Annotated in this window: 22 protein-coding genes; 4 read left to right on the plus strand and 18 right to left on the minus strand. The window is 46.3% G+C overall.

Annotation, left to right across the window (positions count from 1 at the left end; genetic code table 11):
- Nucleotides 1–22: 22 nt before the first annotated feature.
- Complete coding sequence (locus ACFI6J_RS05170) at nt 23–955, minus strand: ABC transporter ATP-binding protein (RefSeq protein WP_039226809.1); 933 nt, start codon at nt 953–955, stop codon at nt 23–25.
- A 742-nt stretch (nt 956–1,697) separates the two neighbouring features.
- Here ACFI6J_RS05170 and pdsR point away from each other — a divergent pair.
- The 4 genes from pdsR (at nt 1,698) to ACFI6J_RS05190 (ending at nt 6,841) form a co-directional block, all read left to right on the plus strand.
- Nucleotides 1,698–2,387: a proteobacterial dedicated sortase system response regulator gene (gene pdsR, locus ACFI6J_RS05175; RefSeq protein WP_014951008.1), complete on the plus strand. Its 690-nt coding sequence runs from the start codon at nt 1,698–1,700 to the stop codon at nt 2,385–2,387.
- 61 nt (nt 2,388–2,448) lie between these two features.
- Nucleotides 2,449–4,617 carry a proteobacterial dedicated sortase system histidine kinase gene (gene pdsS, locus ACFI6J_RS05180; RefSeq protein ID WP_278344685.1) on the plus strand — a complete coding sequence of 723 codons (2,169 nt, stop codon included), beginning with the start codon at nt 2,449–2,451 and terminating at the stop codon, nt 4,615–4,617.
- Nucleotides 4,618–4,844: 227 nt separating this feature from the next.
- Nucleotides 4,845–5,612: a methylamine utilization protein gene (locus tag ACFI6J_RS05185; protein ID WP_278344059.1), complete on the plus strand. Its 768-nt coding sequence runs from the start codon at nt 4,845–4,847 to the stop codon at nt 5,610–5,612.
- Between the two features lie 95 nt (nt 5,613–5,707).
- Nucleotides 5,708–6,841 carry a hypothetical protein gene (locus ACFI6J_RS05190; protein ID WP_278344058.1) on the plus strand — a complete coding sequence of 378 codons (1,134 nt, stop codon included), beginning with the start codon at nt 5,708–5,710 and terminating at the stop codon, nt 6,839–6,841.
- A gap of 21 nt (nt 6,842–6,862) precedes the next feature.
- On the opposite strand, the gene ACFI6J_RS05195 is transcribed toward ACFI6J_RS05190, so the two are convergent.
- The 17 genes from ACFI6J_RS05195 to ACFI6J_RS05275 all read right to left on the minus strand — a co-directional run bounded on the left by ACFI6J_RS05195 (nt 6,863) and on the right by ACFI6J_RS05275 (nt 23,841).
- Entirely contained in the window at nt 6,863–8,041 is a 1,179-nt protein-coding gene (locus tag ACFI6J_RS05195; protein WP_462585760.1) for an energy transducer TonB, read from the minus strand.
- 51 nt (nt 8,042–8,092) lie between these two features.
- On the minus strand, nt 8,093–9,172 hold the full coding sequence (locus ACFI6J_RS05200) for a CNNM domain-containing protein (RefSeq protein ID WP_014951013.1): 1,080 nt from the start codon (nt 9,170–9,172) through the stop codon (nt 8,093–8,095).
- A 147-nt stretch (nt 9,173–9,319) separates the two neighbouring features.
- Nucleotides 9,320–10,489, minus strand: coding sequence for an SO_0444 family Cu/Zn efflux transporter (locus ACFI6J_RS05205; RefSeq protein ID WP_321824903.1), 1,170 nt, complete (start codon nt 10,487–10,489; stop codon nt 9,320–9,322).
- Nucleotides 10,490–10,760: 271 nt separating this feature from the next.
- The gene (locus ACFI6J_RS05210) at nt 10,761–12,452 is read right to left on the minus strand and encodes a carbon starvation CstA family protein (protein ID WP_014951015.1); all 1,692 of its coding nucleotides are present in this window, start codon (nt 12,450–12,452) and stop codon (nt 10,761–10,763) included.
- 370 nt (nt 12,453–12,822) lie between these two features.
- A complete protein-coding gene (locus ACFI6J_RS05215) occupies nt 12,823–14,220 on the minus strand; it encodes a flavodoxin domain-containing protein (RefSeq protein WP_061486697.1) in 1,398 nt (465 codons plus the stop codon).
- Nucleotides 14,221–14,332: 112 nt separating this feature from the next.
- The gene (locus tag ACFI6J_RS05220) at nt 14,333–15,166 is read right to left on the minus strand and encodes a DUF4198 domain-containing protein (protein ID WP_061486698.1); all 834 of its coding nucleotides are present in this window, start codon (nt 15,164–15,166) and stop codon (nt 14,333–14,335) included.
- Nucleotides 15,167–15,221: 55 nt separating this feature from the next.
- Nucleotides 15,222–15,752: a DUF2271 domain-containing protein gene (locus tag ACFI6J_RS05225; RefSeq protein ID WP_014977604.1), complete on the minus strand. Its 531-nt coding sequence runs from the start codon at nt 15,750–15,752 to the stop codon at nt 15,222–15,224.
- Nucleotides 15,753–15,798: 46 nt separating this feature from the next.
- On the minus strand, nt 15,799–16,398 hold the full coding sequence (locus ACFI6J_RS05230; RefSeq protein WP_039227019.1) for a PepSY-associated TM helix domain-containing protein: 600 nt from the start codon (nt 16,396–16,398) through the stop codon (nt 15,799–15,801).
- 144 nt (nt 16,399–16,542) lie between these two features.
- Nucleotides 16,543–16,893, minus strand: a complete 351-nt coding sequence (locus tag ACFI6J_RS05235) for a DUF3325 domain-containing protein (protein WP_061486699.1) — start codon at nt 16,891–16,893, stop codon at nt 16,543–16,545.
- A complete protein-coding gene (locus ACFI6J_RS05240) occupies nt 16,890–18,506 on the minus strand; it encodes a PepSY-associated TM helix domain-containing protein (RefSeq protein WP_232375965.1) in 1,617 nt (538 codons plus the stop codon). The genes ACFI6J_RS05235 and ACFI6J_RS05240 overlap by 4 nt, the downstream gene beginning before the upstream one ends.
- A 1-nt stretch (nt 18,507) precedes the next feature.
- Nucleotides 18,508–18,810: a hypothetical protein gene (locus tag ACFI6J_RS05245; RefSeq protein ID WP_014951021.1), complete on the minus strand. Its 303-nt coding sequence runs from the start codon at nt 18,808–18,810 to the stop codon at nt 18,508–18,510.
- Complete coding sequence (locus ACFI6J_RS05250; RefSeq protein ID WP_462585765.1) at nt 18,807–20,180, minus strand: tetratricopeptide repeat protein; 1,374 nt, start codon at nt 20,178–20,180, stop codon at nt 18,807–18,809. Before ACFI6J_RS05250 ends, ACFI6J_RS05245 begins: the two co-directional genes overlap by 4 nt.
- A gap of 76 nt (nt 20,181–20,256) precedes the next feature.
- Entirely contained in the window at nt 20,257–20,877 is a 621-nt protein-coding gene (locus ACFI6J_RS05255) for an energy transducer TonB (RefSeq protein WP_462557799.1), read from the minus strand.
- Nucleotides 20,878–20,895: 18 nt separating this feature from the next.
- Entirely contained in the window at nt 20,896–21,303 is a 408-nt protein-coding gene (locus tag ACFI6J_RS05260) for an ExbD/TolR family protein (RefSeq protein WP_014951024.1), read from the minus strand.
- 2 nt (nt 21,304–21,305) lie between these two features.
- Nucleotides 21,306–21,692 carry a MotA/TolQ/ExbB proton channel family protein gene (locus ACFI6J_RS05265; protein ID WP_014951025.1) on the minus strand — a complete coding sequence of 129 codons (387 nt, stop codon included), beginning with the start codon at nt 21,690–21,692 and terminating at the stop codon, nt 21,306–21,308.
- Nucleotides 21,692–23,068 carry a MotA/TolQ/ExbB proton channel family protein gene (locus tag ACFI6J_RS05270; protein ID WP_462557796.1) on the minus strand — a complete coding sequence of 459 codons (1,377 nt, stop codon included), beginning with the start codon at nt 23,066–23,068 and terminating at the stop codon, nt 21,692–21,694. Before ACFI6J_RS05270 ends, ACFI6J_RS05265 begins: the two co-directional genes overlap by 1 nt.
- A complete protein-coding gene (locus ACFI6J_RS05275; RefSeq protein ID WP_039234921.1) occupies nt 23,065–23,841 on the minus strand; it encodes a DUF3450 family protein in 777 nt (258 codons plus the stop codon). The genes ACFI6J_RS05270 and ACFI6J_RS05275 overlap by 4 nt, the downstream gene beginning before the upstream one ends.
- Between the last annotated feature and the right edge of the window lie 47 nt (nt 23,842–23,888).

The following is a 23,888-nucleotide window of genomic DNA, read 5'->3' on the forward strand; positions in this document are numbered from 1 at the left end:
TTCACCTTTACCTGCTGTGGGTTTAGCCAGCTTGCTTCGCTGATTCAACTAAACGCACAAATAGCTCTTCAAGGCGGTTTGATTTATTGCGCATGCTCATTACTTGAATACCCTTTTCACTTAGCTGGGTGAAAACCGGGTTCAATCCTTCCGTTTTCTCAACATCAACTTCAAGGGTATGGTCGTCAATCAAACGGTGTTCAAAGCCCGTTAGTAGGTCATCTGTCGTCGTCATGCCCTCTGGAATTTTGATATCCAACACAAAGGTTTCTAGGCTTAATTTAGACAATAAAGCTTTCATGCTGGTGTTCTCGACAATGGTGCCCTTGTTAATAATGGCGATATTGCGACACAGCATTTCTGCTTCTTCAAGATAGTGGGTAGTGAGGATAATCGTGATCCCCTGACGATTAATCTCTTCTAAGAAGCCCCACATTGAGCGGCGAATTTCAATATCTACGCCCGCGGTTGGCTCATCTAAAATAAGCAATTTCGGCTCATGCATGAGTGCTCGAGCAATCATCAGTCTTCGCTTCATACCACCCGATAGCTCACGCGCGCGGGCATCGCGTTTTTCCCACAGGTCAAGCTGGGCAAGGTATTTTTTAGCGCGCTCTTTCGCAATACTGCGCGGCACACCGTAGTAACCTGCCTGATTCAATACAATTTGCAGTACAGTTTCAAACTGGTTGAAATTGAACTCTTGTGGCACCAGCCCAATGCAGGCTTTGGCTTGCTCTTTTTGCGTTGTGAGGTCATAACCAAACACCGACACACTGCCATTGGTTTGGTTTACAAGTGAACTGATAATACCAATAGTGGTAGATTTACCCGCCCCATTTGGGCCAAGTAATGCAAAGAAGTCTCCTTCTTGTACTGTAAGGTCGACGCCTTTTAGTGCCTGTACGCCACCTTTGTAGGTTTTGGTTAACCCTTTAATGTCCAACGCTTTCATGATTTGCCCGTAGTGAGAGTGTGATCACTAAGACGTATTGACCTTTGATGCAAACCAAAGGTCAGCACGCCCTAATTAACTTTAGTGAGATGCAGTTATCTGTCGCTAACAACTTACAACCAACGAAGTGTAACCTAGTTCATGCTATTAAATGAATACACTCGCGTTTAGTGGTTGCTTTAAACAGTTTAAGCTTTCGTCTTCTAAATGAGAGCGAAAACGCCTTTTTTCAACCCCAATAAAAAAGCGCCGCGTACCGTTGGGGTAGTACGCAGCGCAAAGGGTAGCTTAATACCAGTCTGAATAGATAATTAAGACTTTTACGTAGAAGTTCAGCCTTACCGCTTCCACGGCACTGTTTCCCCTCTCCTAGTCTTTGAAGAGGCTTCTACAGTGCAATCCGCCTATCTTGCTTGGCACTTAAAAAAAAGCAGTGCGCTAAACTCGACGGACAAATACTATTAAACCCGTTATTCATGGCAAAAAAAGCGCGTAATTGTGGAAATGTGGTGGTGATTTAGCTTTCCTATAGATTTAGCACGTGAAACTGCACGCCAAGCGTTTTGTTAATCCACGCTTCGGGACGTTGTGTGGGGCTGCCGCCAAAGATAAAGTTCACGATAAGCCCCTCAAATATGGCGTAAATGAGGCAGGCTTGAGGATTTTATGCCGAACTTAGGCAATAGCTGTCATTCATAGGTATAGTGTGCGCTCTATCAGAATTATATTTGCGGGTTAATGTATGCCAAAGACAATTGCATTAGTGGAAGATGACGCGGCCATTCGCGAAAATTACATTATGGCGCTTAAAGCGCAGGGCTATAGCGTGAATGCCTATGAGGACAGGCCTTCTGCTGCTGAAGCGTTTAACCACACCTTACCCGACTTAGCCATTATCGATATTGGTTTGAAAGATGAAATTGAGGGGGGCTTTATGCTGTGTCAGCAACTGCGAGGCCTATCACAAACCCTACCTATCATCTTTTTTACTGCACGAGATAACGACGTAGATACTATCAGCGGCCTTAGAATGGGCGCGGACGACTACCTGACTAAAGATATTAGCATGGCTCATCTGCTAGCACGCATTGCAGCCTTGTTCAGGCGTACAGACTTACTTGCTGCCCCCACAGAACAAAAAGATGAGCTAAAAGTGGGCGACTTAAAAGTAGACGTGTCGAGAATGACGGTAAGCTGGCAGAACCAGCCCGTTTTGTTAACGGTAACAGAGTTTTGGATGCTGCATGCGCTTATTAAGCGCCCTGGCCATGTGAAAAGCCGCCAACAGCTCATGGATGAGTCCAGAATGGTGGTAGATGACACCACTATTACTTCGCATATCAAACGTATGCGTAAAAAATTTGTGCAGCTTGACCCAAACTTCGATCATATCGACACCGTATACGGCATGGGATATCGCTGGCAGCTGTAGCGGGCTTTCGACTAAAACTGCGTTTCGTCTGATTAAAAGATAAGGGCAACCGACTAAAAACATGGGATTTCGCTTTTCAATACGCCTTCAGCTTATGGTGCTGTCGCTGTTCTTATTCACCATACCCTACTTAGGTTATAACTATGTGTGGGAGCTTGAGCAGTATCTGCGAAACGGTCAAGAACAAACCATGATTGGCACGGCACGAGCTGTTGCCACTGCCCTTCACGAGCGTCCCGCTTTATTTGATAGCCAATCGGCGTATCTTCAAGACGTGCGCCCTGGAACAGATCTTTACGCGCCACCTATCCCGTCCCCCATTCGACTGGATGGCGAACTTAACGACTGGCAGCAAGTCAGCGAGTTAATGAGTGAGTATGGCAGTGGCGAAGTTATTGAGTACTACAATGGCTACGCGGGAGAACCTACCAGCTTATCGTTCAAGCATATGGTGGGGCGCTACGGTCAATTTCTGTATGCCATGTTTGAAGTCAGTGATGACGTACTGCTGTGGCGGCAACCCAATAGTTTAAGCGTGGAGACTGGCGACCACTTACTTGTGGGCATGGAAACTCCACAGGGAGAATTAGCAAGGTATGTTGTCGCCCCTTATGAAAGTGGCTGGGTAAATGCGTACAAGCTGGCAGAAAACACAACGACAACTCGGGCGGTAGAGAACGCGCTCTCTATTCAAGGCCGATGGCAAGAGACTGCCACGGGCTACAACATTGAACTGCGCTTTCCGCTATCAATGACCACAGGCGGCTTAGCATTTTCAATTGTCGATGTGGACGACAGGGCAAGTCGATTGAAGCAGTACGCGTTAGGTACGGCGAATACAAAAGAGCTCGCTGAATTAGGTACTGTTATCACTCCTTCCCCTGAAATTGAGCGCATTCTGGCAGGTTTAAAATATGCCGATTCACGGGTTTGGGTTGTAGATAAGCACAAGCGGGTACTCGCCCGCGCTGGTGACATTCAATCGGCCACAGGCATTGAAGTAGATGAAAAAGAAACCTCTTCAAATACAATTTGGCACTGGCTTGAGAGTGAGTGGTTACTTCCACTTTATTATCAGATTCTTACGCGGCCACCTGCCGACTTTATTGACGAGCTAGACGATGCTTATGCATTGGTAGGGCAGGATTTAGGCACGGCGCTGAATGGCCAACCCGATTCACTATGGCGTTTGTCACCCGATAACAAAGCCATAGTACTTTCCGCTGCCTACCCTATTTTTATTGAAGGCAACGTAATGGGTGCGGTTATTGTAGAGCAAACCACTAACGGTATTCGTACGTTGCGGAACCGGGCGTTGGAACAGCTCTTTCACGTGATTTTAGCAGTGATGACCATAGGTACATTAGGGCTACTGCTGTTCGCTACGCGAATTTCAAACCGCATTCGCTCCCTTCGCGATAACACCGAAGCGGTGATAGATGATAATGGCAAAATCATTGCCACCCTGCCAGTATCAAATCAGCGTGATGAAATTGGTGATTTATCCCGTTCATTTGCGGATGTGCTTTCGCGGTTACAGCAGTACAACTCCTATTTAGAAAACATGGCATCTCGCTTGTCTCACGAACTTAGAACGCCCATTGCCGTGGTAAAATCGTCGCTGGATATGCTGACTCAGGTGAATGACGCCGACCAACAAGCCGTTTTTGTTGAGAGGGCGCAATCAGGGGTGAACCGCCTAAGTACAATATTAAACAGTATGAGTGAAGCCACCCGATTAGAGCAGGCCATTCAACAAGAAGATTTAGAACCATTCGACTTAGTTAAGGTGATATCTGGGTGTATTGCTGGTTATGAACATGCCTATAGCCATCGACGCTTTAGTTTTACCCACAATGCTGATACTGCGCGCATACTTGGTTCCCCTGAACTTACGGCTCAAATGTTCGATAAAGTTATCGCTAACGCCGTAGATTTCAGTGAAAAAGAAAGTGAAATCCAAGTCAGTATTACGGTTAAGGACAAGCAAGCTGAGTTAACCATTAGTAATACCGGGCCGCTTCTTCCTGAAGGAATGAGGTCTCAGTTGCTTCAGTCTATGGTGTCGGTGAGAAAAGAAAACGATGTGCAAAATGCCTCTTCACCGCACTTGGGACTAGGACTTTACATTGCCAACATCATAATGACCTTCCACAAAGGTCAGTTATCTTTATTCAATCGGAAGGATAGTACAGGTGTAGTCGTCAGCGCGCGCTTTCCTTTGATGTAAATGAATGAAAAAAACGTCCAACTCGGTCTATAGTTAAAGTCTAATAAACTTTACTACATAGATAGCGAAAGCCGAGCACATACCTTATACCAGTCCACATAGGTTATTATCTATATGGATTGGTATTAAATAGGCTATACGTAGTCATATGCTTTCGTGTCAACAAAGGACGCATAGCGCTTTGCCTTTCTGTCAAAGGCTAAAGCCATTATAAAGAATGAATTACAATGCATAAAAACAACACGTTATTGATTAAATCCATGTCATTTGCGCTTTCTATTTTCTTTACTTCTCATCGAAGGGCGAGCACGTTCAACATAACTAGTTTTATCACAGGTACATTCACATCGAGCGCTCTCTTACTAGCCGGCGCTCCCCTTTCATGGGCACATGCCGCTGAGACATCCTTATCAGCAACGCCAACCATTTCGATATACGTTAGCGACGCCAATGGGGAGCCTGTGAAAGATATGGTGTTAACCCTAACGCCTAACTTTACGCTTGCATCAACGCCACAGCGTGAAGAAGAGCCCGCCATAATGAATCAAATCGATAAACAATTTGCGCCTCACGTGCTTGTTGTTCAATCAGGCACAGATATTTCGTTTCCAAACGCAGATAATCTTTTTCATCACGTGTATTCTTTTTCGCCTACAAAACAGTTTGAGCTAAAACTCTATAAAGAGTTTACCGCTGAACCGCTTCGCTTTGAGCAAGCTGGTATTGTAGATATTGGCTGCAATATTCACGACTGGATGCTGGGCTATATTGTGGTAACCGACAGTCCATTTTTCGCAAAAACCGATGAAGAAGGCGTAATGAATGTTTCACTTCCGGTAGGCGAGTACAGTGTTATGACCTGGCACCCGCAGCAACCTGATGTGAAACTATTTAACAGCGCAACATTGCATATCACCAACTCACAAGAATACAAATTTGTTCTTGATGCAGTTTTCAGTGACGATGACTTCGACGAAGGATTTGGCGATTATTAATGCGTAATGTCTTTGCCTTAACCGTCTGTTTGCTTTGCACGAGTTTAACACTTCAGGTTCACGGAGAAACCAAGGCCCTAGTAAGAACAAGCTTTGTGGCAAAAGATGATTCGCGGAGCTTTCAGCAAATGGGGGCCGGTCATCAGCGTTATGAAAGTAACGGTATACAGCTCTCTCATGCTGTAGTAATAGCTGACTTTATGTTAGCGGATAGTTGGTCGGCAGTTGGCGTCATCAATGGTTATAGCGATGGGGAACAAAAGGTTGGATTTTCCGAGCTTTATTTAAAATATCGCCCGTTAGTCGCATCCAGCATAAAGCCTGAAGTAAAAATAGGGGCATTTTTTCCCGCTCTCTCAGCGGAAAATACCGACGCGGGTTGGTTATCGCCTCATTTTCTGAGTAACTCAGCAATTAATAGTTGGGTGGGTGAAGAACTAAGAACGGGCGGCATCGAAGTAAGTCTACGACAAAATGGCAGGCAAATAAGAAGCCACTGGTCATGGAAAGTATTAGGCAGCGTATTCAAAGGTAACGATTCCACCGGCACTCTGCTTTCTTGGCGAGGGTTTGCCCTTCACGACAGGCAGTCCGTTTATAATGATCGCGTAAACTTCCTCCCCATTCCCGGCGTCGTCGATGAAGATAAGTTAAACGCACCGGCATGGACTGAACCCTTCAGGGAAATTGACAATCGGTTTGGGTACTACGTAGGAGCTCACTTAGCCTATGCTAGAAAGGCCGAGTTGCGTTATTACTATTACGACAATAATGCAGACCCGAACATTGTTGACCCAGACCGCATTTATGCCTGGCATACGCGCTTTCATTCATTAACACTGCGATATTTACCACGACCTGAGTTAACGGTGTTTTCTCAAGTGCTACTAGGTGACACTTTGATGGGGGAGCATATCGTAGACAACGATTTTTCCAGTGCGTATATCGGTGCGGCATACAACCTAAAGCAATTAGGCTGGGAAGATTTAACTTTAGCCATGCGTGGGGACTGGTATCAGGTGGTAGATAAAGATGATGTTATGTATGACCCGAATGGAAGCAGAGGTAACGCCTTTACCGTTAGCGTAAGGTACGACATTACCGCTTATTTATCCGTTAGCACAGAATGGCAATTAAATTCAGGGCATCAGGAGAATTTGCGTTTTTTCCAATCCGACGAGGACTATAGAGAGCAACTATTTCAACTGGCATTCACTGTAACTCTGTAGCGACGCGACTGTTGTTCAGTCCTACCCTTTCGCCACTTCAATTAAATCAAATTTTGTTTCGCTGTCACCTTTCACCATCACCTGACACTGTCCCCAAGAACTTGGAATTTGCCAAACATGCGCTTCGGCAACCGTGAATTTTTCTCGATGAGTATCACAACGGACTTCAACGGTATCAAGTTCGCCTTGGATGTTGCCAAAAGCAAACTTACTTCGCACAAGAGTGTGGAACCAATTCCCATCACTTCCTATCGTTACGGGCACGGTTAAGTTTTGCTCAGATGCAATAGATTCTTCAATCTGACTAATTAGCGGCGCGATCTCGCCAATACGCGTTTCTTGCGCTTCCATGTCTTGAAGTGTGGTGTAGGATTTTAATGCTTCTGCATAATATCCGCGCTGAGCATCGAGTATGATTTTTCTTTGAAGGGCGTATGCCACATAATCTTCATCAAACACCATGTTATTGAAGCGCTTACTACCGTTGCTGGCAAGTAATCGCGTTAGGCTTTGCGCTTCCCTCTCTACGTCGCCTTGTTTGCTCGCTATATGAGACTCCAAGTTTAGCAACCACGTATTTTCATAGCGGTTTAGCGTATCCCAAGCTAGAAGCTCTTTAAGTGCTTCATCAGCCGCGTCAACATCACCCGCATTAAAGCGCTCGTCTGCGTCTTTATAAGCTTTAATAAATTTGCGTGTGGCACCGCTTTTTCCGCTTATAGCGAAATCCATTTGGACTGCTTGATGACACTGCTGGGTAGGTTCGCCATCTTTGATCGCGGGGTTATACTGCCATTTTTTAACCGCTGACAGTGCACTGCGTTTGAAAGAAGGGCTTCCAAAGAAGTCTTCTACAACAGGGTCTTTCACTCTGCCTTCTTCGTCGATAACGTAGCTTAGCCTAACCCAACCTTCTCGGCCTTTTCTAATGGCTTGAGATGGGTATTTAGGATCGACACGTTTCAAAGGCGTCGCTGGTGTAAATGCGCTTATGCGCTCTACTTCATCAGCTTTCGATTCAGCGAGCGCTTTTTCTTCAAGATCATCACATGGGATACTCAGTTCCTGTGCAGCTGCACTTGCCGTGAAACCTGTAGCGAGCAAAGCCGCTAAAACGAGCGACGGTTGGATTCGCTTAACAATGCCTTCCTGGGCTGAATATTCTGTTCTTACTGCTTTTTTCCATAAATCCTGTTTCATATTCATCATCCTTAATAATGGCTAAACATTACGAGCGAATTAGCGCTAATTCTACTTTTTAGACGAACTCTCAAGCGACGCATCGGGTACGTTTTTGATCATCATTTGTTCTTTGCGTTTCATCATCATCTTGGCAAGCCTACGCATGCTCACCGTGGTGTCTTTTTCATCTACGATATCGACACCTAACAAGCGTTCGAGCAGGTCTTCTAGCGTAAGCACCCCTTCTAAACCGCCGTACTCGTCAACCACTAGTAACATATGCACGTGCTTATTGATGAAGTGCTCGAAGGTGACTGACAGCGGCATAGTGTTTAACACGGTAACCATATCTTTTGCGTATTCAGAAAGCGGCTTATCAGTGTTACCTCTGGCTTGTGCCACCAATAAATCAGAACGCATAACAAAGCCGGTAATGTTTTCTGAGTCGCTGTCTTCAAACACAGGGATACGAGAAAATTCTATATTGGCGTGTTTGTGGAAAAAGCCTTCTACCGTCATCGACTCCGACACTTTAAATAGCGCCGTGCGGTGGGTAATCGCATCTTTCACTTTCAGCTCGTGCAAACTTAACAAGCTTTGCAGAAACGCCGCTTCGTGATTCGCTAGCTGACCTTCTTGCCCCGACAACTCTGCCATGGCGTGTAGCTCACTGCGGCTTAACCCGCGAAGTGGACTGTCTTCTTTAAAGCCTTTCGTCATTAGCTCAGACATTTTAACGAACGGCATAAGTACAATTGAAAGGTATTTAAGGAAATATGCGGTTACTGGCGCTAGTGTTCGCCAATAGGTTGCACCAAGTGTTTTAGGGATAATCTCAGAAAAAATAAGAATAAGGAGTGTAAGGACTGCTGAAATAACGCCTAGATAGGCGTCACCAAATACTGCTGCCGCTTGCGCACCTGCCCCGGCAGCCCCCATAGTATGAGCAATAGTGTTCAGCGTTAATATTGCTGATAAAGGCGTATTTATATTATCGGTTTGCTTACGTAGTAGCGCACCACTGGCTTTGCCCTCTTTCTCTAACACAGAGATATAAGCGGACGAAACACTCAGAATCACAGCCTCTGCAATGGAGCACAAAAAAGAAAAGCCCAGTGCAATGAAGACGTACACAATAAGTAAAAGCATGTAGTTATTCCAAGCGTCCTTGTAGGTTTAAACGCGTTTTAATTTTAATAAGTTGAACGACTATTATGGATAATAGAGCGGGATATACAAGCGCTCTATGAATATCATTTGAGCGCTTTATTATGAAAGGCATCCGCTGGGCTACTGTTAGCCGCAGCACGCCGAATGTTGCTCTTGGTTATGACGGTGTTGCTGCAGCTTTTTCAGACCCAGCCTTAACATTAACCCCGCCAATAAAATCGCGCATAGCCCATAAATCACCTGAACGTCTGCACCGTGCTCATGAACATGGCTTTGCGTTTTGATCATAGAGGCTAACGAAAACGAAGATACTAGGTAGTTCAGTGCGTAACCAAAACCAATACTCGCAGAGATAACACTGAAAAGGTAAAGCACTAACGTTCGCGTGCCCATTTCTTGTTTGATCATTCCCATCGTTGATACGTTAGTGGCAGGCCCCGCCATTAAAAACACTAAAACAGCACCGGGCGATAGCCCCGCCGCAAGAAACCCAACCGCGAGTGGCGTTGATGCTGTAGCACATATATACATAGGAATGCCGATTAGCGCCATAACTAGCATGGCGACCACGCCATCACCCCATTGCGTTAAAAAGTCGGTGGGTACCCACGTTTTAATTGCCGCCGCAAGTGCTAATCCAATTAATAACCATATCACAATGTCTTCAAGTAACTTGCCACTGGCATATGAAAGCACGCTTGTGATTTTCGAAGGCGAAGACTCGTGTGTGGGCTTGTCTGTGCTTTCGTGGTTATGAGCATGTGTTTTTTCGCTTGCACAACAGGACGTGCTGGCCTGTATTTGCGGCTCTGGTTTAGGTGCTTGCTTTGAACCACAGCACGATGACTGCGTCGCCTCAGATTGTCGTTGTTGAGCCTCTTCTGCTTCTGCGAAAAAACGCACCATCAATCCAGCATAAATAGCGCTTGTAATGGCCGCGATGGGTCTAACAATGGCATACAACGGTCCAAGCAATGCGTAGGACACAGAAACACTGTCTACGCCAGTCTCGGGCGTAGACACTAAAAACGAGATAGTGGAAGATTTAGATGCACCGCTACGCCTAAGCCCAAGTGCCGCTGGGATAACGCCGCAAGAGCACAGAGGTAAAGGCGCACCAATAACCGCGGCCTTTGTAATTGAGCCAAACGATGGGCTGCCCATGTGCTTTTCTAAAAACGAAACGGGTACCAATTCGTGCATGATACCCGCCACCAGCAAACCGAGAAGTAACCATGGCGCGGATTCAACGAAAAGTGCTAGGAAATTTTGTCCAAGTAAAATGATATCTGACACAAAGCCTCACAGGTTATTTTATTGAATGGTCACGTTGAAGAACGTGGCTTTTGACAACAAAAATAACGGTGTTTTAGAACGGTAAGTATAATAACAGATATGCTGTATGACAGAAAATCAGCAAAACTGATTAACCTGATTTATGCGAGTGCGTTTTGCTTTTAGAGGAAAGAAAAATGGCCAGCACAAATGCACTGGCCGAATGTTGACTGTCTCGAAAGTGTGATTTTAAACCACGAGGTCAACCATGAAAGTTTTTGTCGCTAGTGACTTATCCGTTGGCTTGCTCTTTTTTAAGCTTCGATTCCTTTTTGAGTTTTGACACCACAGAAAAAGCTTCAAGCATAACAAGCACAGACACAATAAGTACTACTGCGTCTAAGAACACCAATAGATAGTTACCTTCAACGTAGTATTCTTTAAGTTTAATAAGCCCAGCAAAGAAGGCCATAATCAGTACAAACACCATTGGAATCAGCGTATATTTCGCTGGTCGACCTAATTTAATCAGCATAACCGAGATTACTAACAGGGTTAAACTGGCTAGTATCTGGTTAGTAGAACCGAATAACGGCCAAATAATCATACCGCCACTGCCTGACGCACCACCTGCACCGAAGGCCAGCAATAAACAACATCCAACAGCTACGAGCGTTGCAACCACGCCGTTCTTAAGTGCACCAATTGAATAGATATCGCCCCATTCTTGGATTATGTAGCGCTGCAGACGCACGCCCGAATCCATGGTGGTGCCAGCAAATAGAACAACCATTACCGCAAGGATCGTTGACGAGAAATCTACCGGCAACCCCCAACCCTGCTGAATTAGGTTCGCACCACCAGTGATAAATGCACCCACGCTACCCGCACCCAAATGGCTGTATACTTCGTGCCATTCTTCTGGAGAAGCTGCAAACGCAACGCCGCTCACAGCGACAATGGTAATAAGTGCCAGTGAACCTTCACCGACCGCGCCTAGGTAACCAACAAAGCGTGCATCGGTCTCTTTGTCTAGCTGCTTAGAGCTGGTACCTGAAGACACAATACCGTGGAAACCAGAAACAGCGCCACACGCAATAGTAACGAACAACAGCGGGATAAGACTTGGAGAATCGACAGCGGTTTGAGCGTTAAACGCTGGCGCCGTGATATCCGGCATAGCAAAGAACACTGCACCATAAAGCAGGAACAAGCCAACAAGTAACTGCATACCGTTAATGAAATCACGAGGCTGTAACAGCATCCAAACTGGTAACAGCGATGCAATAGCGGCGTAAATAAATAAGATAATGATCCAGTTTGCTTTATCTGCTAAACCAAACATGGTTTCCGGTAAACTTAGTGGGATATAACTGCCCGCATAGACCGATGCGTAAAGCACAATAATCCCCACAATACACAAGGGTATGAGGCTGAAATTACGTTTAAGCAATTGACCTATGACTAATGCAACTGCGATTGCCATCCAAGCTGGGAATACCGCATTGGGTTGGGAGACAAAAGAGTTCGCGATAACCACGCCAAATACCGCATTAACCATTAAGAGTACTAGGAAGATCACTATCATAAATAGTGAACGAGAGCGTTTTCCGATGACGGTCTCAGACAGCGCGCCCATTGATTTGCCTTTGTGGCGTGCGCTGGCCCATAGAGCGCCCATATCGTGCACACCGGCAAACAATATCGTACCGAACACAACCCAAAGTACCGCAGGAACCCATCCCCAGTAGACAGCAATCGCTGGACCTACAATGGGTGCTGCCCCCGCCACGGAGGTGAAATGGTGCCCCCACAATACAACTTTATTGGTGGGAACATAGTCCACCCCATCTTTCATTGTATGGGCTGGTGTTACAAAACTATCATCCAACTTAAATATACGGCTCGCAATAAACTTCGAATATACGAACCAACCGAGCAACATTCCGATGATGCCCAGTATAACAATGGCAATAGACTGCATACTGTCGTCCTAATTTGTTTTATCGACAGGCCCTGGGGCCTATTGTTCTTTGGTGTACGAATTTTGGTTTAAACGCACAACAAAGGTCAGCAGCCCTTAGCCTGTTGATTTTCTTATTTTCAGTTCAAACATTACACCAATTATCGGTGGCGAAAGGTCATACCTGAATAAGAAAACACCTATTTAAGGTATGCCCAACGTACTGTTGCGCATATTTAAACATGCGACAAGGCAAAGGCCTGACGCATTAGACTAAAGTCTAACTTAAAGTTCGGGATTTAGCTGTAAGGCTTTTGAGGTTTATTAGGGATGATTCAGCGGTGAAACAGGAAAGCGTAAAACAGACATTAGTTGCCTGCTGTTCTCCACATTAGTAAAGGTCGCGGTGATAACGTCCTTCGTCAGCTAACGCATTGTAGGCTTGCGCTTCAAGTATGGACTGCAAAGCCATGTCAACGCCTTGGCCCATTCCCTCAAAATGCCCACATACATATACTTGTCCGGTGTCGCCTAAGAAGGATTTGACCTCGTCTCGCTGCTCAACAAGACGCTGTTGAACATAACCACCACCTTTCTGTCGGGAGAAAATCACTGACTTTTTGAAAATACAGTCACTATTCTGGAAAGGCGATAGCGTTTTATCAAGCACATCATCTTGCATGGGGTGACGTTCGCCAAAAAATATCCAAACTGGCCCAGCGTTCTCAAGCAATGCGCGTTTTGCAAGCTGAGCTCGTACCCCCGCAATGCCGCTACCCGCAGCAATTAATAACAATGGGCACTGAGTATTAGTAATAATTGCGCTGGTATTTTTTCGAATGTAGGCCTGTACTGGCTGAGATACAGGTAAAGAACGGGTAAGTAATCCAGAACCTAGCCCAAGTTGGCCGTTGTCTTTAACCAGCTGTCGAACTACAAGCTTTACGTCGTGTTCTTGTGGTACCGACGCAATGGTGTAGCTTCGGCTTACAATCGGTGACAGCCCTTGCTGAGGAATAAGGACTTCCAACACGTCTCCCGCTTCCCATTGTTCATGTAATTCTTGTGTATGATTAGAATGGTCAACGTTCAAAGACAAGCCGAACAGGCCTGGCGACGCTGGGTTTGAAGGTTTGCTCTCAGAGTGGTCAGAGGGTTCGTTTGAAGTCTCGCCAGAAGCTAGACTTATTTCATTTAATTGAACCCGCTTTTTCAGTGTGAAAGCATGGGTGGGGTGCTGTTCATCCTGTGGCAACGAACCAAGCAAAGACAAATGCTCACCTTTCCCCGAATCTAATGTCGTTAGCGGAGAAAGTGCACGTCCGCCTAGTGCACTGATATTATCAAACAACGTGACTGCGAATTGGCAAAACGCGGCGTACTGCTTATCGCCTAATCCCACCACTTCAAAAGACAGATGGGAAAGGTAATCAGATTGATTCGACGACGCTTTTTTTAGCGCTTTACTAAAGGTTCTACCCGCATCAGGGGGCTCGCCTTCACCGTAGGTACTCACAACAAAAATGACTTTCGACACACTACTTAACGTGTTGAGTTTCAAAGATGCCATGGACATGACCGACGTTTGCTCTTGCTGTGATAGCGCCGCAGCCTTTGCGCGGGCAATTTTTTCAGCCGTACCGGTTTGGCTTGCGTATACGACAAGGGTCTCCTCGCCTGATACTGCATAGTTGTATTGCTTTCGATGTTTAAAAAATAACACCGCTACCCACAGCATATACAGGCCAATGCTTACTATTGCTATGAGTAGACGGTGTGTTTCTGTCATGTGCTTAACTTTTATGCCGTTGTATTGAAATAGCTAGAAACTTAAGAGGCTGTTGCTCTGTGAGTATTCAAAGAACGTTTACAGCCCCTAGCTGCGCAATAACGTACGGTTATTACAGCGGAAGTACTTCAAATGTGCCTGAGTAGCTACCGTTACGAGACGTTGCAGGCTTTTGCGCTTTATCGTCTTCATAGCCAATTTCTACAAAGTACATACCGGCTTGCGGCCATGTAATTTCAATCTGACCATTTTTGTCAGACGTGACTTTAATCGTTTCTTGATCATTTCTGTAGCGCATACCACCGCGCACAACTTCCACCTCGGCGCCAACCGCAGGCTCACCGTCAATAAGTAACTTGAACGTTGCCGTTTCGGTGGCGAATAAATCATTAGGGTGAGTCACTGGCACTAGCTCCAAACCCACGTTATCAGGCGTGAACACCTTATCCGATGGCGCACCAAGAGTAACGAACGTTTCTACGCGGCGAGAGCTTTGCATTACGCGAAGATCTTTTGCTTTTTTAGGCACGGCTGTTGCGAACTCTTCCGGCTTATATTCTTCACCACGGCCGGGCCACATCTTGCGCTTGCCTTCTTCATCTCGCCAAAATGCGCGAATACCATTGCTGGCAGACGTCAGTTTGTATGTACCTTCTTTGTTTAATTTCAAATCGAACGTGGTTCGGTACTTACCGCGTGCCATATTTTCTACGTCTACGGCTTCACCCTCTGGCGATTGAACCACTAAGTTACTGGCGTTCATTGCGAAGTGGTCAGGGTGAAAAATAGTATTTGAAATAGCAGCATCAAACGTCACGTAAGCTTCTTCACCTGATAGTACGGTAGAGCTTGGAAGTAACCACGCGCGATGCGCACTGGCTGAAAATGACACGGCAAGTGTTGCTGCTAGCGCAATGGCTGAAGCTTTTACTGATAGTTTTTTCATAATGTCCTCTTATTGGATCTCTACTGAGTGAGCGTTGAATTAGCACCTCAGTAGATTAGTCTTCCAGACGCAGTACTACACGCCCAAGTTCTGAATTTCCTTTCACCTCTACCGGTAGTGACGCAGCAGATAGCGGTAATGAAAATGGCAGAGATAGTACTTCTCTTCCGCCTACTTCTCGTGATGCCTCAACGCGAAGCGTGTAATCGCCCTCTGGCAGTTCTGCTAACGCTTTATTTAACTGCGAATCAAGGCTGTAATCGCCTGGGCCTTTTGTTGCACTGGTAAGTCCGTCATAAGGCAAATCAAGGCTTCGTCCACCACGACGCCACCATTGGCGCAAGTCTTTAAGCCACTCTTTCCCTTTGTCTTCACGCATTTCAACGTCGTACCATACGGCAACTTGAGTAGCCTTGCGTTTACTGTCTTCAATCCACACGGCAAGATAAGGTTTGTGATATTCAGCCACATCAAGTTGCGGTAAGGCCACGTCAAGTTTGGCTTGGCTTGCAGCGTGAATAGCGCCAGAGGCAAATGTCATACTTAATAAAGTCGATGCGATCACTGCGCCTTTTCGCATTTTCATGTAAACACTCCTTAAAATTGTGTAGGTAAGTGCCACTAGCGTCGCGCTAGTGCACAAACAGTAAAATAATGACAAACGGGATGAGCACACCGAGCGTAGTAATGGGCCAAGTAGACGCGCGCGTTTTCGAGTGACGCATTAATAGTTGCAGCCCAGTTACGCTAAAAATAATGCAGGCAACAGCGAAGATATCGATAAACCAGCGCCAGGCATTTCCCGTGTTCCGCCCTTTATGCAGGTCATTGAAATAAGATATCCATCCTCTATCAACGTTTTCATAAGTCACTGTGCCAAGTTCAGCATCTACTGCTATCCAACTGTCAGCACCGGGTCCAGGCCAAGCGGCATAAAATTCAATACCATCCCACTCTCCCGTCACCGATGAAGGTAGTGAAATGCCCTCTTGCGACTGCATAAACGCGACGAGTTCGCTTGGAATGGCTATGTCACCGGTGTCCAGAGAAACCAATTGTTCGACAACCAACGGTGGTAAGCTTGATTCAGCTGACGTTACAGTTCTGTTCGCTGGAATGTCTGCAGCGTGATTTAGCGTAATCCCCGTTAGGGCAAATAACATCATCCCGACCAGACAGACTGCGCCACTAATCCAGTGCCATTGGCGGATGCCGCCTAAAGAAAAACTCATAATTTCGTTGCTAACTCTCTGTACTACTCGGTGATATTGATTAATTCAACGGGCTAGATAATACAGATATTTCCACCCTTTTCAATGTAAATGAGATTTATTCTCATTATTGTATTTTTTGCTCAACAACCTTTAAGTATTGCTTCACTTTTCGCGCAAACGAGGCGCCCAAAAAGCGACAAGCAATAGGTAATTACACACCACGGTGTAAAGGGTAGGTAAATAGGTAAACGTTGCTGAAACCATCACGCTTGCAAGCTGTAAAAGCCCTATCCATACCACCACGCCAATTTCGGTCTTCCACACGTCTATGCAGTTCATGAGGCTTATTGCCATAAGCAAATACGCCAAACTATGAAGCACAATTAAAAGTAGTGGTGAAGGTGTACTGGTTAGTCGAGTGATACCGGCATGCTTCTTGTTGCCAAGCGAGAGTAGTAAGAAACTCAAATAAGTAAGCACAAATGCGAACATCACATCCAGAATGATACTCATATTAATGCCTCGCTGTTGTCACCTTGCGGCTTATTTTGGGGAGCTCTGTCTTTTCGCTTAGGTGACGGTGTGCTTTTCACCCGTTTTGCTTTCACGGCTTTGGCTCTTTTGACGTGGTAAGCAGCATAGCCGAGTACTGCCGCAAGTGTTATGCACATAAGGTCAAAACCCACTCTCAGGCTATCACCATTTGCAATTGCGAAATCTAAGCCTGTTGCTGAGGTGAGGTGGTCAAGCAAAGGCACAAGCGCAAACAACACTGCTGCAAAGCCAAGTTGAATTACCCACCCTTTTTTGTCTCGCCAAATAAACCCTGCAACCACACACACCAGCCATATTGCGAAAAAAACCTTAATTTCCCATAAGCTTCGAGACGTTAGATCAGCAGGAAGTAGTCTATTTACCCAAAAGTAGCCACCGGTCGCACACATTAACCCTGCAATGCTGCCTAAATTACTGCCTCTGACCAATTCAAAACCAAACTCTCCAAGCTGCTGCTTTGCCCGTTTCACTACCCACAAAACAGAGCCCGTTCCCACCATAATGGTACCCAGAATACCGGCAAAAAATAGTAACCAGCGAGTAAGGGTATCGGCGAAGCGCGCTTGATGTAGCATATCCAAATAGTTATACGTCGCCTGGCTGGCGTTAGCGGCTACTGAGGCTGGGCGCTCGTTAATGACTTCGCCTTGTGCGTTAAATACCAGCGCACTACTTCCTCCACGCCCCGCACTTAACTGCGTTCTGTTGTTCCCACTTAGCGTAAACTGAGCGTTAGCTTTACCCGGGTGAGTAATAGATAGGCTTTCAACCGGCACCTGCCATGTGCGCTCAGCGTGAGCAATCATCGAAGAGATGGGTAAGGCCAATAAGGCATTAATGTCTGGTGAAGCTAGATTTTGCTGCTGCGCATTCTGGCGTACTTCTGTACCTTGAGGACGGTGCCGCACGCGCTCCTCGCTGTTAAAAGGCAATAGCGTGGCGCCTAATAGAATCAAACCAGAAAAGGTGATCATGATATGAAATGGTAGTGCTAGTACCGCACTAATGGCGTGCCCATCTATCCAGCTCAGCAGCTTCTTCTTTGGCCTGAACATAAAGAAATCGGCAAAGATTTTTCTGTGCATGATGACGCCGCTGATAATAGCAACAAACATCATCATACTGACTACGCCTACTATCCAGCGTCCAACGGTTCTGTCTATGCCGTATAACTCGAAATGAAAACGATAAAGGAAGTTGCCACCGGCCGTTTCCCTTACTTTTATCTCTTCACCCGTGGACGGGTTCAACATGACCCGTGGACCTCGACGACGCTCGTTACCTGCATTAGCGTCGCGCCACGACAAGTCGAGTGTATTCGAGCGCGCATCTGGTAGTGAGAGTTGCCATTCACTTGCATTGGGCGCATTGATCGCAAGATAACGTAGACCGTGCTCTAGCGCCTTTTCGCTGGGTACTACGGCGTGTTGTTCTGGCTGCATCCAATAGGTTATTTCGGTTCTAAAAAACGACAGCGTACCGGTAAAAAAAATCGCAAAGAGTAACCAACCAACAAGTATCGAGCTCCAAGTATGAAGCCACGTCATAGACTTTCTGACATTCCCTTTCATGTTAAAGCCCTGTACTGATTGAATAAAGACATAAGGCTAACGCAGAGAGCGCTGTCATTACGATGGACGCCTTTTTCGTCGTATCAAAGATGAACGTAAAAAGGATGAAGGTGCAGTAAACACAAAAGAACAGCATTCTTACCAACACTTCGTGCTCTCGTCCGTCAGCCCCTATAAAATTGGCAATGGCGCTGCTTAGCCACGCTGAAAAAGCGTAGCCCAGTGCCACAGCAATCAGCGTTCTAAGTGCGACATCCAATCGTTCACGATTTATGGCGACGCGGTTTACCGTTTGGCTCTTCATATTGTGTTCTTCACTAGGTTTTCTAGTGACTGGATGTTGCCAAGTAAATCAGAACGGGATGGGTACGATTTATAGACTTGTCGTAAAAGCGTAAGTGCATCTTGGTACTGACGCTGATCTATGGCAATTTGCGCACGCCCGAGCATGGCGCGCTGTTTAACGTCGGCGAGTGACTCAGCTCGTAGATAGGTCATTTTGGCACGTTCGACGTTGTTCTGTTGACGATAAAGTGAAGCAAGAGACAACAGCGCCTCACCATTGTCAGGGGCGTCAGCAATGGCTTTGGTTAAAAGGGAAATTGCCGTTTTGCTTTGCCCTTTGCCCATAGCTAACTGAGCTTTAAGTACATTAAGCGTAGCTGCTTGAGTGGTCGTGAGCTTTTTCACATTGTTGTCGGCAGCTTGCGTTAATTTACCTAAATCAGACCACTGCTCATTAGCCGCTAAGTAAGCCGCTATTTTGGAGTAAGCGTCAAAGCCTTCCCCATCTTTGTCGGTAATGAAAGTCTTCGCATGGGTAGCCAGTATGTCTGCTGCGCGCCGCGGACTGCCGTCAGATACGTGCAATTTAGCCACTGAGATCAAGTTCGACAGCGAGCTGTCACCCAAAGAAAGGGCAGTCTCTAAGCTGCTCAGCGCCTTTACCATGTCACCCTGCTTTAACGCTATTTGTCCCCGTTGGAGCCAAAGCTGCTGATTACTTTCATCATCTACCAACATTTCGCTTAGCAAGCTTTCCGCCTGTGCAAGTGCATTACTTTCAATAAGCGCGAACAATAAGCCTTGATACCATTGCTTGTTTTCAGGTTCGAGCATTAACGCATTTTGATAAGCACCAATAGCGGTGACAGGTTTGCCAAGCTGAACATTGGTATAGGCTAGCTGCCCGAAAAGTTGGGCATCTTGAATACCTAGCTCTACGCTTTTAGTTAAATGAGTGCGTGCTTTGGCCAATTTATCTGTCATTAAATACGCCATGCTCGAACTTCTGTGCGCCGATGGAAGGTTTGGCATAGCATCGATAACGTCCAACAGCACTTTTTCGGCAAGTGAGTAGTTTTTCTCATTCAATAGCACTTGTCCGTAAAGCTCACGCAAGCGTGGACTAAATTGAGAAATATCCTGGGTTGCAAATGCGCTGGCAACGTTTGAATAATTGCCTGCTTGCAAGTCGGCCTGAATGCGCCCGATAAACTCACCTTCTTCACGGGATATACGTTCACGATGATCATCTCTATGATGCTGACGCATGACAAACTGCCAATCGGGTTCTTCCAATTCCACCGTTATTTTCGCACTTACTGGCTTAACAAAAGCCAGCGCGCTCACTACACAGCTGAGGACAGTTACGGCTGTAATCTTGTTTAACATTGTCTCAATCAACCTCTAAATTCTTTAGCTTCTATTTCGCTTTATTGCGCTAAACCAGGCCTTTAATAGGCTTCTATTAGGCCTCTATAACTACGGGCCAAATAAAACGCGCCTTCACCGCTTCATCCTCTTTGTAGGGCGATGTAAATTTGCTGGCTTTAACAAAACGCATTATTTCTTTATTGAGCTCGTGATGCGGGTTCTCGACAATATCCATCAGCTTTACGTTGCCGTGTTCGTCAATAATGACGTCGAGCTTTACAATCACCCGCTTGATACCTTGCTTTTTAAGTCGTTTGGGAAAACGTATTTTGACCGGAGTCAGCAAGGTAGGCTTTGAATCCAGTTCGCTTAGCCCAAAGGCGTCCAATTCAATATCAGGCATATCCCATTGGGTTTGGGTCACTTTGACATTTGGCATGTCGGGCTTTGGCACTTGAATATCTGGCTCAACACTTAAATCCGCCATGGTCATGGCTGCGCCACTGCCCTCTACCTGCATAACAAGTTCAGTCTCTTCCACTACATTTTGCGTTTTAGGGGGCGGCGGTGGTGGAGGCGTTACCGCAATGTCTAACTTGCGCACAACCATAGTGTCGGGCTGCAGATTAGACAAAAAGTGCCCTAGCCACATAACGCCGAGCGCACTAAGGAGCACCACACCGCTAAGTAGAGAAGGTTGAAGATTGTATTTCATTGAATTTTGCCTCGTTCGCTATGGCTTCAAAGTGGCGATATTTACCGTGTCGGCACCCGCCAGTTTGGCTTCATCTATGACTTCTACCAGTAATTCAGAGCGAACGGCTTTATCTACCTGAATGACTACTGGGCGTTGTTCTTTCATCAACAATTGCTCAACAGTAGAGCGCACACCGCTCACACCGATATTGGCACTGTCATACACCACTTCACCGGTTCGGGTAATTGCCAGCATAATGGCCATTTGATCGAGCTTTTGTGCTGATATTGCCTGTGGTTTATCTACCTCTACCCCAGTCTCTTTTACAAACACTGTTGAAACGATAAAGAAAATTAAAAGTATAAAAACCACGTCTAGTAGCGGAGACATATCAATGCCTTGCGCTTGCTGGTTTTCAAGGCGTCGCTGTAATCGACTTGCCATGTTTACGCCTCCCTTGCTACGGCACGCTTTACCGCACCATTAACAAACATCAACAAAAGCCAGCCAGGAATAGCCAAGGTTAAGCCAAGCTGAGTGGTAAAAAGTGCATCGGCAATGCCACCAGTGACGACTTGACTATCGACACCTAACGACATCATTCCGGTGAAACTCACTTGTAGGCCTGCTATTGTTCCTAGCAGGCCCATCAAGGGAAGAGCACTAACCAGTACGGCAGGTACCATTTCTCGCTTTGTTAGCTCTTTCTCTCCATCACGCACTTGGGCTATCTCTTTGCGTGTAGTAAACAACACAAAGATTTGCTGGTAAGCAAACCATGCCACCAGCAGCATTAACCAACACAATGCATTCCCCGCTAGCTGTTCAATCATTAGCTTGCGCTCGCTTGCTGTTGACCATCACTCTTTTGGTCGCTTTTCTCAGCAACGTCAGGCTCGTCATTGCTAAGTACAAGCGCGAAACTTTCGAGCTCTTCGTAGTAATGTCGCGCTTTGCGAGAGAGTACGGCATTTAGAATTAATGCCGGTATGGCCACAACTAAGCCTAACTCTGTCGTAACCAAGGCTTTAGCGATCCCGCCAGAAATAACTTCGGGGTCGCTTGAGCCAAATGCCGTCATCATTCTAAAGGTTTCAATCATGCCGCTTACCGTACCTAGAAGACCTAGCAAGGGTGCAACGGCAGCAGTTACAGCAATGGTGCCGTTGTATTTTTCAAGCTTGATTTTGTCTTGCTGGAGTGCAGAAAACAGCTCATCGTCGCGTTCAGTTGGCGTGCTTGCACGCTTAGTTATGTCATACAGCTCGCGCTGCATGCCATCAAAGAAGCCCACACCTGAACTGCCCACCATGTTCACCAGAGCTTTGCCTGATGCTACTTGCTTAACCTTCGGTAAGCGCCATAGCTCAATAACTTTAAACAGTGCGATAAGCGTAGCGAGAAGGGCAAACAAAACGATAGGGATCACCCACACTCCGCCTTTCACAACATGTTCAATTACCCCTTCTGACGCTTGCTCGCGCGTTGCTGCGCGGCCAAGGGTAGGATCTATTTTAATGCTGCCATTGCCGCTGCTTGCCAAGCTTGCAAGGCTTTCGGTATCCGTATCTGAAAAAGTGGACGTAGAGGTAAACAGGTCTTGCTTACGCTCTGCCGTACCCGCAACGTTTTGTGCTTGCGCCAGATACCACGTCACCGGGCCAAGAGTAAGCACTTTTGCTTGGGTCACTTCGCCATTCGCCAGTACAACCTTTCCTGCACTGAAATTAGGGGTTTGTTGATTGGCAAACTCTTTCGCTTTTTCACCCACTTTCTGGACTTTGTCAGACAAGCTCATTTCGCTTAATGACAGACTGTCTACACCAGTTTGAAGCAGGAAACGGCTCAACAAATTTTGTTGGAACTCTTGTTGCTCGCTCCAGCTCGATAGGCGATTTTCTAACTGTGAAAGACTAAGGGTTCTTTCGTCCATTTTACGGCGGGCTACCGTGGTTTCATTGCGCAGTTTCATTACCTGCTGTTCAAGCGCACGCAATTCATTAGCCAGCGCTACCCGCTCTTTACTAATTTTGCTTTCGGTGCGATCCAGACGCGCTTTTGCCTCTTTAATATTGGCCAGCATGCTATCTTCAGGCGCTGCCACTGCCGGTACACAAACCACAGCTGCGCACAAAGCAACACATGCTGCGATGAGAGAGGATCTCAACATTGGATTAAATGTTGTGAGGACGTGAGATAAGCATTTCATTCGCCTTCTCCTTTAGCCAGTGTAAGTGGTAAAGAAACAAAGTCAGGTTCATGCTTTTTCTCAAAAATAGCGACGGCAAGGGCCACCGATTCGCTATCTACATTGTCACTGAATTGCCACTGCCACTCGCCATTTTTAACGCGACCGGCCCCCTGATATTGACCATCGGCGTTGGTAAACCACGCATAGCTGCTGCCAACAAAGAACTGCTTAACTAATACATCTTTGTCATCGGGAGCACGCATTACGGTTTCGTTAACCAGAAGCTTGCTATTGAATTGCGCAAGGGATGAAAGTTTTGCAAGGGTAACCTGAAGCTTATTTGACGTGTCGGCGTCAGCCGCTAATTCGGCTTGCTCTTTATCCCACGTCTGGCGAATAATTTCAGGAAGCGACGAGTAAAGGCTGTCTACTTGCCCTATTACTCCAGTCAATGCACGCTCTACCCCACCCTGTTGTGCTTCAAGCTCACTTTGCTCAGAAAGCAGTGCTTCTCGCTGGGCTTCTACGTCGGTGGTTGCAGCCTTACTTTCGTCAATCATACTCTGCAGCTGAGTACGTTCAGCTTTAAGCAGTTGAATACGCTGACGCAATGCAGGCTCTGATTCACGCCACTCGTTTTCTAGCTTTTGCGTCTGGCGCTCAATGCTAATCCACTTTTCAGTGAGCCCGTCGATATCGCTGGCTTTTGTTGCTGCCATCACAATACCTGATGAGGCCACGGCAAGTGATACCAGTACAAAAGAAAGCGCTGCACTTCTTTTAACTTTCATTCAAATCCCTTACATCTCTTGGCTGAATTAATGAGATTGCCGGCACG

It is taken from the genome of Alteromonas sp. G4i13 (assembly GCF_054960505.1).